Here is a 12,193-nt window from a genome sequence, read left to right as displayed (position 1 = left end):
GAGCGGCAGCCCGCTGTCTACCTGCTAGAAACCACATGGAGAACACCGCAATGAAACCTCTGATTGGCTTGATGCTCGGCGACGTCACCGGGATCGGCCCGGAGCTGGTCGTCAAACTGCTGTCGCTGCCCGAGACGCGTAAAAAGGCGAATGTCGTGATCATCGGCGACGAGCGCGTGCTCGAACTCGGCATGAAGGACGCCGGCCAGCGCATTCCGTACGCGAAGATCGCCAGCCTGAAGGACGCGGCGCACGATGCGGCCGCGGTGCCGCTGATCGACCTGCACAACGTCGATCCGGCGCTCTACCCGCGCGGCGAGTTGAATGCCGAATCAGGCCGCCTCACCGGCGAAACGCTCAAATACATGACGGACCTCGCGCTCGCAGGCGAACTCGACGGCATCTGCTTTGCGCCGCTGAACAAGGCCGCGCTGCATCGCGGCGGCTGGAACTTCCACGACGAGCATCAGATGTTCGCCGCATGGACAAAGCACGAAGGCTACTTCGGCGAAGTCAACATCATTCCGCAGTTCTCGACCTTCCGCGTGACCTCGCACGTCGCACTGCGCCAGGCCGTCGACATGGTCAAGCCGGATCGCATCGAAGGCGCGCTCACGCTCGCGCACGACACGATGCGCGCATTCGGCAAGACCGCGCCGCGTATCGGCGTCGCCGCGCTCAATCCGCATGGCGGCGAGAACGGCCTGTTCGGCGATGAAGAGATCAAGATCATTCGCCCGACGCTCGAGGCGCTGCGCGCCAGGGGTCTCGCAAGCGAAGGCCCGTTTCCGTCGGACACCGTATTTATCAAGGCACGCCGCGGCGACTTCGACGCGGTCGTGATCATGTACCACGACCAGGGGCAAATCGCGACCAAGCTGCTCGGCTTTTCACAGGGCGTCACGCTGACGGGCGGCCTGAAGACCGTCTATGCGACGCCCGCGCATGGCGTCGCCTACGACATCGTGGGTCAAGGCAGCGCGGACGTCGGCGCGACCGCCGCCGCCTTCGACGTCGCGACGCGCACCGCCACCGCCCGCAAAGCCGCGCGCGAAGCCGTCGCGCACTGAAACAGCCGGCGCCGCGCGCGAGCACGCAGCGCAGTATTCGCGGCGCCCGGCAACCTCGCGCATCGATCAGCGTCAGCCCGCATCGAACACCGCTGCGCCGCCTGGAGACGGCGCGCGCAGCGGATCTGCAACAGGAAGACACGCAATAGTCTGGAGCCAGCCATGCCCATGTTTGAGAATTTCACTAAAACCACCATTAAAACGAGCGGCGCCGAGATCGTCACGGTCAAAGGCGGCGAAGGCCCGCCGCTGTTGCTGATGCACGGCAACCCGTTCAACCATCTGTCATGGCACAAGATTGCGCCGCGCCTCGCGAAGGAATTCACGGTGGTGTGCACCGACCTGCGCGGCTATGGCGACAGCTCGAAGCCGCCCGGCGGCGGCGATCACTCGAACTACTCGTTCCGCGCGATGGCGCAGGACCAGGTCGAGGTGATGGAGACGCTCGGCTTTACGAAGTTCTACGCGGCCGGTCACGATCGCGGCGCGCGCGTGCTGCACCGGATGTGCCTCGATCATTCGGCCAAGGTGCTGAAGGCCGGCTTTATGGACATGCTGCCGCAACACCATCTGCTGAACAATGTGACGCGCCAGTGGGGCAAGTTCTCGTGGCACTGGTTCTTCATGGTCCAGGACTACCCGACGCCGGAAACGATGATGGGCGCGGACCCTGAGTTCTTTATCCGCCGCAAGCTGTCCAAGACCGATCAGGGCACGAGCTTCTTCGGCCCCGAAGCGCTGCAGGATTACATCCGCTGTATCAGGAACCCGGAGGTGATTCATGCGATGTGCGAGGACTACCGCGCGACCTTCGGCGTCGACCTCGACATGGACACCGCCGACTTCGACGCAGGTAAGCGCGTGAGCACGCCGTCGCTCATTCTATGGGGCGCGAAAGGCGGCGTCGGTCGCAATCACGATGCGGCGCAAGTGTGGAGCCGCTATGCGACGAACATCGTGAAAACCGCGACCGTGCCGTCGGGCCACTACCTGCAGGAAGAGTGCCCCGATGAAACCTATGAAGCGTTGAGCAGCTTCTTCCGGCCATAGCGGTCGGCCCGCCGTCACCCAACCTCTCGCAGCAGCACCCGCGCGACGCCGAACCGCCTGTTGCATCACGCGACGGCGCCGCGTCAGCCGACCGCCTTATAAGAAAATGGAGGAAGACATGTCCCCTTCGCAGCCGCGAAGCAGGGCAAGGATCACGTTCGTCCTGCTTTGCATCATGGCCTTCATCATGTACGTCGATCGCACGAATATTTCGGTCGCCGCGCCGGTGATGAGCAAAGAGCTGGGTTTCAGCAACACCCACCTCGGTTTTATCTTTTCCGCTTTCGCGCTCGCTTATAGCTGCTTCATGATTCCGGGCGGGTGGCACAGCGACCGCATCGGTTCCCGCAAGGGCCTGTTGCTGTACGGCTCGCTGTGGGCAATCGCGACGATCGTCACCGGCCTCGTCGGCAGCCTGTTCGCGTTGGTGGCCGCACGGTTTTTCGTCGGCATCGGCGAAGCGCCGATCTACCCGACCGCGGCGCGGATGATCGCCCGCGTGATTCCCGAAGACCGCCGCGGCGCCGCGCAAGGCGTGATGCACGCAACCGGCCGCATCGCGAACGCGCTGGCTCCGCTGATCGTCACCGCGCTGATCGTGTCGTTTTCGTGGCGGCTCACGTTCATCATTCTCGGCGGCGTCACGCTCGTCTATATGGTCGTGATGTATCTGGGCCTCAACGAGGCAAAGAAACATCGCGAAGGCGAACCCGTCAGACAGCCGAGCGCGCCCGCGCCGGCCCGCACGCCGGTCAACTGGCCCGACATGATCCGCCGCGTGTGGCCTGCGACCGCCGCATGCTTCTGTCACGGCTGGGTGCTGTGGTTCTTCCTGAACTGGATTCCGTCGTTCTTCTCGCAGCGTTACGGCATGAAACTCTCGCACAACGCGATCTTCTCCGCGCTCGTGCTGCTCGGCGGTTCGCTCGGCACCGCCGCGGGCGGCATGCTGACCGACTGGCGCTTCAGGTGCACCGGCAACCGGCTGCGCGCGCGGCGCGAGATGATCGTCTGCGGCTTTCTTTCATCGATCGTCTTCCTGGTGCCGCTGCTCTTCACACGCGACATCACGATCAGTTCGATCTGCCTCGGCCTCGCCTTCTTCTGCTCGGAACTCGCCGATTCGCCGCTGTGGGTCGTCGGCACGGAGGTCTCGCGCGAACACTCGGCCACCTCGAGCGCGTGCACGTTCACCGGCATGGCGCTCGCAGGCGCGGTGTCGCCGATCGTCGTCGGCATGCTGCTCGACATTTCGCACGGCCGCTGGGTGGTCGCATTCGCCGCGTCCATCATCGTATTGCTGCTCGGCCCGCTGTTCACGATGAAGATCCGGCTCGACGACGAACCACCCTCCACCGGCAACGCCCATCAGAGAGTGACGGCGCCCGAACCGGACATCGCGCCCGCGCCGTCCCGCTAGCTCACCTCCATCCGCCATACCGAAGTCGTGAACGCAGATGCGCGGCACTGCGTTCACGAGTCCCGCGCGACGTGCGAGCGCGCGCGAAGGACCGCGCACGCCTGTTGATTTCATCGAAACGGGCCGGCGCCTTCAGATAAACGACGTCGATCCGTCGCGTGATCGGCGCCGATCCGGACATACCGCGAGGCAGACCGCTGACCGTTAATTAGAGGAGACGAAAATGAGTACCAGAAAGAGTGCGACCATCATGAAACCGCTTCTGTTCGGCGTTTTTTCAGCATCGGTGAGCGTCGGCGCTTACGCACAATCGAGCGTGACGCTATACGGAATTGCCGATGCCGGCATCGAATTTCTCACCGGCGCGCCCAATGCCCAAGGCAAAGCGTCCAATCTGCTGCGCGAGGAATCGGGCGGCGCCAAGAGCAGCCGGATCGGCCTGAAGGGATCGGAGGACCTCGGCGGCGGCCTGAAGGCGATCTTCCAGCTCGAGGGCGGCATCGACCTCACCAGCGGCAAGTCGCAGCAAAGCGGGCGGCTGTTCGGCCGGCAAGCGTACGTCGGGCTGAGCAGCCGCTACGGGGCGCTCACGTTCGGCCGGCAACGGGTTCCGATGTACGACTTTTCAGTGGCGTACGACCCGCTCGCGTACAACATCTACGGCCTGAAACAGACCGACGGGCAGTTCACGGGCCGGGCCGACAACTCGGTCAAATACAAGGGCCGTGTCGGCCCGGTGAGCTACGAGGCGCTGTACAGCACCGGCTTCGATGCGACGATCGAGAACGGCGGCGAGGTGCCCGGCGCATTCAAGGTGGGGCGCGAAATCGGCGCGGCCGTTCAGTATGCGAGCGGGCCGTTCTCGGCGATGGTGGTCTACGACCTGCGCAACGGCACGTCGGTGCTCACGCAGTCGGAGAAGGAGCAGCATCTCGCGGCCGCGGCGACGTACCAGATCGGCAAGGCCAAAGGATTCGTCGGCTACCGCTGGCTCAGCAGCACGCTGCCGCTCGACCCCACCACACAGGGGCATGCGGATGAGTTCTGGGGCGGTGTGTCGTATCGCGTCATCGCCCCGCTGACGGTGGCCGGCGCCGTCTTCTGGACTGATATCACGTCCGCGGGCCAGCGGCCGATCTACCTCGCGGCAACCGCCAAGTATTCGCTATCCAAGCGCACCGTGCTGTATTCGGAACTCGGCTACGTGAAGAACAGCCACGGCTCGAACCTCGGTCTGAATGGCTACGACACCGATGTCGTCGCCGACCACAACCAGACCGGCGTGATGTTGGGCGTCACCCACTACTTCTGAGTAGACGGGCAGGCATGACCCCGTTGCGCCGCGGCGCACGGGGACAGCCTTTTTCGATCCGCACGAGGGACCTGGCGGGCCGCGTGGCGTAAAATACGCGCTTTCCTGACTCTCTCGCCACCATGACGCTCGCCTCCACCCCCGAGATCATCGCCGAACTGAAAGCCGGCCGGATGGTGATTCTCGTCGACGAAGAAGACCGCGAAAACGAGGGCGACCTCGTCATCGCCGCGGAATTCATCACGCCGGAAGCGATCAACTTCATGGCCCGCTACGGGCGCGGCCTGATCTGCCTCACGCTCACGCAGGAACGCTGCCAGCAGTTGAACCTGCCGCTCATGACGTACCGCAACGGCACCCAGTACGGCACCGCGTTTACCGTCAGCATCGAGGCGGCCTCGGGTGTCACCACCGGCATCTCGGCGGCGGACCGCGCGCGCACGATCGCCGCCGCGGTCGCGCACGACGCGCGCGCCGAGCACATCGTGCAGCCGGGCCACGTGTTTCCGATCATGGCGCAGCCGGGCGGCGTGCTGGTGCGCGCAGGCCACACCGAAGCCGGCTGCGACCTCACCGCGCTCGCCGGTCTGACGCCGGCCGCGGTGATCTGCGAGATCATCAAGGACGACGGCACGATGGCGCGCCTGCCCGATCTCGTCGAATTCGCACGCGAGCACGGCCTGAAAATCGGCACGATCGCCGATCTGATCCACTATCGCAGCCGCACCGAATCGATCGTCGAGCGCGTCGCCGAACGCACGATGCAAACCGCGCACGGCGCGTTTCGCGCGGTGATGTATCTCGATCAGCCGAGCGGCCAGCCGCATATCGCGCTGGTGCGCGGCACGCCGGCGCCGGAGCGCGACACGCCGGTGCGCGTGCACGAGCCGCTGTCGGTGCTCGATCTGCTGGAGGTCGGCACGTCGTGCACGCACTCGTGGACGCTCGACGCGGCGATGCAGGAAATCGCCGCGCGCGACCTCGGCGTGATCGTCATGCTGAACTGCGGCGACTCGAAAGAACATCTGGTCGACCTGTTCAAGGCGTTCGACCAGCAGGAGAAAGCGGAGGCGCTCAAGCGCCGCCCGGTCGACTTCAAAACCTACGGAATCGGCGCGCAGATCCTGCGCGAACTGGGCGTGGGGAAAATGCAGGTGCTGTCGAATCCACGCAAACTCGGCAGCATGTCAGGCTATGGGCTCGAAGTCACCGGCTTCGTGCGCATGCCGGGCCTCGCAGCCGAAAAGCCGTGTCCATGAGCCGTTGACCACCGCAATGACCCGCGCATGCAGGATACTGCGCCCACCCTTCACTTCACGGACCTGATATGGAAATCGGACAATACCAACCGAATCTCGATGGCGACGGGCTGCGCATCGGCATCGTGCAGTCGCGCTTTAACGAACCCGTGTGCAACGGCCTCGCGGATGCCTGCATCGAAGAACTCGAGCGCCTCGGCGTCACCGGCGAAGACGTGCTGCTCGTCACCGTGCCGGGCGCGCTGGAAATTCCGCTCGCGCTGCAAAAGCTCGCGGAAAGCGGCCACTTCGACGCGCTGATCGCGGTCGGCGCGGTGATTCGCGGCGAGACGTATCACTTCGAGCTCGTGTCGAACGAAAACGGCGCGGGCATCACGCGCGTCGGCCTCGACTTCGGCGTACCGATCGCGAACGCGGTGCTGACCACCGACACCGACGAACAGGCTGTCGCGCGAATGACCGAAAAAGGCCGCGACGCGGCGCGCGTCGCCGTCGAAATGGCGAACCTCGCGGTCGCGCTCGAGCAGCTCGACACCGATGACGACGAAGAAGACGAAGACGAGGGTGACGAAGAGGAACGGGCATGAAGAGCGCACGCCGACGTTCGCGCGAACTGGCCACGCAGGGGCTGTATCAGTGGCTGCTGTCGGGTGCGCCCGCCGGTGAGGTCGATACCCAGTTGCGCGGCGCGCAGGGCTATGACAAGGCCGATCACGAGCATCTGGAGGCGCTGCTGCATGGCGTGATTCGCGAAGGCGACGAACTGTCCGCCGCGATCGCGCCGTGCCTCGACCGGCCGCTCGATCAGCTGTCGCCGGTCGAGCGGTCGGTGCTGCTGGTCGCCGCGTATGAGCTCAAGCACCACCTCGATATTCCATATCGCGTCGTGATCAACGAAGCGGTCGAGCTCGCGAAGACATTCGGCGGCTCGGATGGCTACAAGTACGTGAACGGCGTGCTCGACAAACTGTCCGCGCAGTTGCGCGAGGCCGAAACGCAGGCCGCCGCGCGCAAGCGCTAAGCCCGCGGGCACGGCACGCGCGCCGTGCGCAGCATGTTTAGAACTGGACTCGACGAATGACCCGCGTGAGCGAATCCTTGATGCGTCTGGCCGCTCGCGTCGACGCGATTGCGCCGTTCCATGTGATGGAGATGATGAAGGAAGCCGCGCTGCTCGAGCGCGCCGGCCGCGACGTCATTCACATGAGCATCGGCCAGCCCGATTTCACCGCGCCGCAACCGGTGCTCGACGCGGCGGCAGACGCGCTGCGCCGCGGCGACATGCATTACACGAGCGCGGTCGGCATCGATGCGCTGCGCGACGCGATTGCCGGCCACTACGCGCACGCGTATGGCATCGACGTCGATTCGTCGCGAATCGTCATCACGGCGGGCGCATCCGCCGCACTGCTGCTTGCGTGCACGGCGCTCGTCGATCGCGACGACGAAGTGCTGATGCCCGACCCGTGCTATCCGTGCAACCGGCACTTCGTCATCGCGGCCGAAGGCAAGCCGGTGATGGTGCCAAGCGGTCCCGCCGAGCGTTTCCAGTTGACCGCCGACGATGTCGAACGGCTGTGGAGCGCGCGCACCCGCGGCGTACTGCTCGCATCGCCGTCCAATCCGACCGGCACGTCGATCGCGCCGGACGAGTTGAAGCGCATCGTCGAAACGGTGCGGGCCCGCGGCGGCTTTACCGTCGTCGACGAGATCTATCAGGGGCTCAGCTACGACGCGCCGCCGGTCTCCGCGGTATCGCTCGGCGACGACGTGATCACCGTCAACAGCTTCTCGAAGTACTTCAACATGACCGGCTGGCGCCTGGGCTGGCTGGTCGTGCCGCCGTCGCTTGTCAGCGCGTTCGAAAAACTGGCGCAAAACCTGTTTATCTGCGCGTCGGCGCTCGCGCAGCGCGCGGCGCTCGCGTGCTTCGAACCCGCGACGCTGGCAATTTACGACCTGCGCCGGCTCGAGTTCAAACGCCGGCGCGACTTTATCGTGCCGGCGCTCGAATCGCTCGGCTTTGCGGTGCCGGTGATGCCGGACGGCGCGTTCTATGTGTACGCGGATTGTCTGAACGTACCGCATGCGGCGGGCGGCGACAGCACCGCGCTGGCGAACGCGATGCTGCACGACGCGGGCGTCGTGATGGTGCCCGGGATGGATTTCGGCACCGCGGCGCCGCATCAGTATGTGCGGGTGTCGTATGCGACCGCGTATCCGAGGCTCGAGGAGGCGGTGCAGCGGTTGCGTAAATTGTTTGGGCGGTGAGAACGGCGCGCGGTGCGCAGATTGGTGGTGGAATGGCTTCACAGAAGCCCCCTGTGGTCGTCAATGACCTGAAGGGGGCTTTTTTCGTGGAGACAACTGAAACCGGCGCCTCCAATCCGTCCCGATTGATATTTCATACAGATTCGCGTTTTTTATGACATACCATACAGACGACGCGGGATCACTTCGCTCGAGGAGTGTATAATCTGTTAAACAAACTTGGCGAATAGTATGAAATATCATGTCCTTCCTGAGCCAGCTTAAGCAGCGTATCGCGCAACGCAATACGCCGGCGGCGCGCCTTGCGGCACTCGTCGGCATGGCGCGCCCCAATCTTGTGACAACCCTGTCCGGCAAGCACGACACGCGCGGCTCGACCCTTGACGCCATCGCCAGTGCGCTCGATGCCGCATGGGTGTTGATCCCGAAGGAACATCTCGCAGCCGTCCAGCAAATACTGGAAGGACGCGACACCGGGCCTGACCGCGCGGCGAAAAGCGCCGTCGAATTGTTCCTCGAGGCGAAGCAATGAGCGACGGCCCGCACCCGCGATATCTGGAAGTCCATCTATATGGCGAGCTGTCCGGCTACCTTTGCGAGCTCGAAGGCAATTGCCGGTTCGTCCCGTCCGAGCGATTCAAGGCCGCGTCGGGACAACCGACCTTGAGTCTGTCGATGTCGATTCCGGGCGCGCCCGAAGTGGCTGCCGCTATCTTCGCCAACTCGTTTCACCCTGCCCTATACAACACCGGTGGACAGCTTCCGCCGTTCTTCGCGGGGCTCCTGCCCGAAAGCGAGCTGCGTCAACGCCTCGAGCACACGCGACATAACCCCGAAGACCGCGACGACTTCGGTGTGCTCGCGGCCGCGGGAGCCGACCTTCCCGGAGCGGTCGTCGTTACGCCGCCCGCCGACCCTCACGCTATTCCGGAGTACGCGAGGACGTTCGGCGCCACCGGCGGCGCAGACAATCTCGAAGCGGCGGTCATTGAGGGCGCCACGGAGGGCGCCGCGTCGGTATCAGGTGTGCAGAACAAGCTCGCGCTTTCAACGGTGAGAAAAGGCAGGCGCTACACGATGCCGGCGCACGGCAAGCTGTCGGACATCATTGCGAAGCTGCCCGCGCGCAACGACGATACGCAGATCTTCAACGAGTACGCCGCGATGCAGCTAGCGAAAGCCGCAGGCGTCGACGTGGCGGAATGTGAGCCGATGCCGACCGCCGCGCTCGACATACCCGGCGTCGTCGAAGCAGCGGGTACCGCGCGATCATTTCTGGCCGTGCAGCGCTATGACCGCGTCGACAACGTCCGCGTGCACGCGGAGGATGCCTGCCAGGTGCTCGGCCGGATGCCGCGCGCGAAGTACGGCAAGGTCGAGCACTTTCAGACCTTGGTCAGACTGCTCGATCGGCTGAGTCCCAAGGGCGTCGAAGACGTGCGACAGTTCTTCATCCGTCAGGCCGTCAATACGCTGATCGGAAACAGCGACGCGCACCTGAAGAACTTTTCCGTGCTCTACGTCGACGGAAAGTTTCCGCAACTGACGCCCGCGTACGACATCGTCTGCGTGGCGTCGCTGCCGGGCTTCGCCGGATATGGAACCAACCTCGCGATCGACAGGATGCAACGCGCGCAAACACTCGACGACTATAAGATGATGGCGCGCGCGAGCGGTATTGCCGAGCGGATCGTGACCGCCGCGGTGAGATCGGCGGTAGCGGCGGCGCGCTCGACATGGCCTCAGGTGCTGGATCAGCTTCCCACGCCGCCCACGATGAAAAAGGTCGTGCTCGAAAGGCTTGCAGGGCTTCCTTTGGCCCAGGTCTGAGTCGCGCGTCTGCGTCGTGTTTCGCGGCGATTTTTCGCCGCCTGCACAAGACGTGAAAAAGCCCCTGTCAGTCACCGACCGACAGGGGCTTTTTCAACGATGCGTTCGAGCCAATCAGGCGCCCAATTGCTCCGACGGGTTGACGTGCTTTTGCGGGGCGCTCGCATCATCCTGTGCCGGCGCGCCGCTCGCCGCGCCCGTCGTCTTCGTCGCGGCGAGCGCGTGGCCGCCGTCGAGCGTCACCTGCACGCGCTTGTTGCCGCCGTTGTTCGTGGCAGCGGTCTGCGCCGGCGCGGACGCCGTCACCGTGGCGGGCGCCTGCGGCGCATTGATCGGCACCTTGCGGCCGCGTGCGACGTCGCGCAGACGCCCGCGCTCGGCCATCACTTTCGCGCCGTAGCCGCCGTCGTCCTGCGTCGACGAACCGACATAGAGACGCAGACCGCCCGGCAGCGAACCGCCGCGCGCAATGCAATCTTTCAGCACCAGCGCGCCGACCTTGATGTTCGGAAGCGGCTCGAGCGCCGCGCTCTGGCCGCCGAAGTAGCGGAATTTGTCCGAATGGACGGTGGACATCACCTGCATCAGGCCTTTTGCACCGACGCCGCTTTCCGCGTACGGATTGAAGCCCGACTCGATCGCCATCACCGCCAGCAGCAGCAGCGGGTCCAGACCGACCTCGCGACCCGTATCGAAGGCGGCCTTCACGAGTTCGCTGACCGGCTCCTGGGCGACGCGATAGCGCCGTGCAAGAAACGTTGCGACCAGATCCTGCTCACGCGACGACACGAGCACGCGGTCATCGCGCGCATCGGCACTCACGCGTTGCGCCGGAATCAGCCGGGCCAACGAGCCGACGCTCGGCAGCGTGCGCGGATCGAGCCCGTTGAGCGCCGAAGAAGAACCCGCGCCGCCACCGGGATTCGACCCGTTGTTCAGACCCGTGCCCAGGTCGAGCGCGTTGTCGAAGCCGTTCACGCCGGTCAGCGTGACCGCCTGCGACTCGGCGCCGTTCCCGTTCGTGTCGCTCGACAGGGTGTCGTCGGCCGGTGCGCCGCTATGGGCGCCGGGCGGCGCAAAGGACGGCAGCGGATTGCCCTGCAGCAGCCGCGCCGGGCCCGCCTGCACTGCAGCGGACAATACCGGCATCAGCTTCGCGGCGAGCGTGCCGCGCCACGTCGGCATCAGCCACAGTGCGAGCGCCAGCAATACCGCGACACCGCCCACCATGCTGAAAAGATGATGACTCATACGGGTCCCGCGACGTAAAACAGCGCGCACAGCTTGTGCGGCTCGCTCATCGGGACGCCACGATAACCAGGCGTTCATTCGGATCTCCCATGTTGCATGAGTCTGCGCACCCCGCCGATGAACCGGCTTCGACCACTTTGTACGCAGAATCAAGACGTCGCGCGCTCTGGTTAAGGCGGCTGCGGCGTCGGGAATGCAGCGAGGAACGGCAAAAAATACCGTCCTGGGAGCCCAAAACCCGAAAACGGTCCGGCCGCATGCAGTAAAGCATGCAACACGGCGGCTCCCACACGAAAAACCAGCGTCGAATTGCGCTGGCGAGGACAACATAAACCGTCAGTGCCGAGCAGGGAGGCGGCAAATGCGACGCGTTGCGTCTGAAGGACCGGGGGACGGTGGTAAAAACTATCAAGCCCTGCAACCAATGGAGCGGATTCTAGAGCACCCTTTTATAGATCGTCAACACTATAAAAATCCAAATCTATAACCAATTGTAATTATGAACAGCGTTCAGTCGGTCAAGAACCGCGCGGCAAGCGCCTTTCGGGCCATATGACTTTCTGTAACTCAACGTGCGCCAAGTAACGCATGTAAAATCGACAATTCAAAGGACGCGGTGTTCCTGCGTTTTTTGTTGCAGTTTGTTGCTGCTCGCCTGCGGCCGCGTCGAAGGTTTCGCACCTGATGGCGCCCGTCCTCTCAATGCGCCGTGCATCGGCCTTCTCACCGG

The 12,193-nt window shown here is 64.4% G+C and carries 11 protein-coding genes; 10 read left to right on the top strand and 1 reads right to left on the bottom strand.

Translation table 11 applies throughout. The features are described 5' to 3' along the window. Positions 1-50 precede the first annotated feature (50 nt). The 10 genes from HV675_RS15905 (at position 51) to HV675_RS15860 (ending at position 10,212) form a co-directional block, all read left to right on the top strand. The gene (locus HV675_RS15905) at positions 51-1,070 is read left to right on the top strand and encodes a 4-hydroxythreonine-4-phosphate dehydrogenase PdxA (RefSeq protein ID WP_175111876.1); all 1,020 of its coding nucleotides are present in this window, start codon (positions 51-53) and stop codon (positions 1,068-1,070) included. A 162-nt stretch (positions 1,071-1,232) separates the two neighbouring features. After that, entirely contained in the window at positions 1,233-2,120 is an 888-nt protein-coding gene (locus HV675_RS15900) for an alpha/beta fold hydrolase (RefSeq protein ID WP_217478136.1), read from the top strand. A gap of 118 nt (positions 2,121-2,238) precedes the next feature. Further along, positions 2,239-3,540 (top strand): MFS transporter, encoded by a 1,302-nt coding sequence (locus HV675_RS15895; protein WP_175111875.1) that lies wholly within the window; start codon positions 2,239-2,241, stop codon positions 3,538-3,540. Positions 3,541-3,763: 223 nt separating this feature from the next. After that, complete coding sequence (locus HV675_RS15890) at positions 3,764-4,852, top strand: porin (RefSeq protein WP_175111874.1); 1,089 nt, start codon at positions 3,764-3,766, stop codon at positions 4,850-4,852. Positions 4,853-4,974: 122 nt separating this feature from the next. Beyond that, positions 4,975-6,111 carry a bifunctional 3,4-dihydroxy-2-butanone-4-phosphate synthase/GTP cyclohydrolase II gene (gene ribBA / locus HV675_RS15885; RefSeq protein ID WP_175111873.1) on the top strand — a complete coding sequence of 379 codons (1,137 nt, stop codon included), beginning with the start codon at positions 4,975-4,977 and terminating at the stop codon, positions 6,109-6,111. Between the two features lie 68 nt (positions 6,112-6,179). Then, positions 6,180-6,698: a 6,7-dimethyl-8-ribityllumazine synthase gene (gene ribH, locus HV675_RS15880; protein ID WP_175111872.1), complete on the top strand. Its 519-nt coding sequence runs from the start codon at positions 6,180-6,182 to the stop codon at positions 6,696-6,698. Next, positions 6,695-7,132, top strand: a complete 438-nt coding sequence (gene nusB / locus HV675_RS15875; protein ID WP_175111871.1) for a transcription antitermination factor NusB — start codon at positions 6,695-6,697, stop codon at positions 7,130-7,132. The genes ribH and nusB overlap by 4 nt, the downstream gene beginning before the upstream one ends. Before the next feature lie 56 nt (positions 7,133-7,188). Further along, a complete protein-coding gene (locus tag HV675_RS15870) occupies positions 7,189-8,382 on the top strand; it encodes a pyridoxal phosphate-dependent aminotransferase (protein ID WP_175111870.1) in 1,194 nt (397 codons plus the stop codon). A 241-nt stretch (positions 8,383-8,623) separates the two neighbouring features. After that, positions 8,624-8,914, top strand: a complete 291-nt coding sequence (locus tag HV675_RS15865) for a helix-turn-helix transcriptional regulator (protein ID WP_246270312.1) — start codon at positions 8,624-8,626, stop codon at positions 8,912-8,914. Further along, positions 8,911-10,212 carry a type II toxin-antitoxin system HipA family toxin gene (locus HV675_RS15860; protein WP_175111869.1) on the top strand — a complete coding sequence of 434 codons (1,302 nt, stop codon included), beginning with the start codon at positions 8,911-8,913 and terminating at the stop codon, positions 10,210-10,212. Before HV675_RS15865 ends, HV675_RS15860 begins: the two co-directional genes overlap by 4 nt. Positions 10,213-10,326: 114 nt before the next feature. Here HV675_RS15860 and HV675_RS15855 read toward each other — a convergent pair whose 3' ends face one another. Then, entirely contained in the window at positions 10,327-11,541 is a 1,215-nt protein-coding gene (locus HV675_RS15855) for a transglycosylase SLT domain-containing protein (protein WP_175111868.1), read from the bottom strand. Positions 11,542-12,193 lie beyond the last annotated feature (652 nt).

Origin of the sequence: Paraburkholderia solisilvae (assembly GCF_902859875.1) — a bacterium.
Classification (GTDB): Bacteria; Pseudomonadota; Gammaproteobacteria; order Burkholderiales; family Burkholderiaceae; genus Paraburkholderia; species Paraburkholderia solisilvae.
The sequence above is the reverse complement of the archived record's forward strand: the minus strand, read 5'-3'. Positions and strand labels throughout refer to the sequence as shown.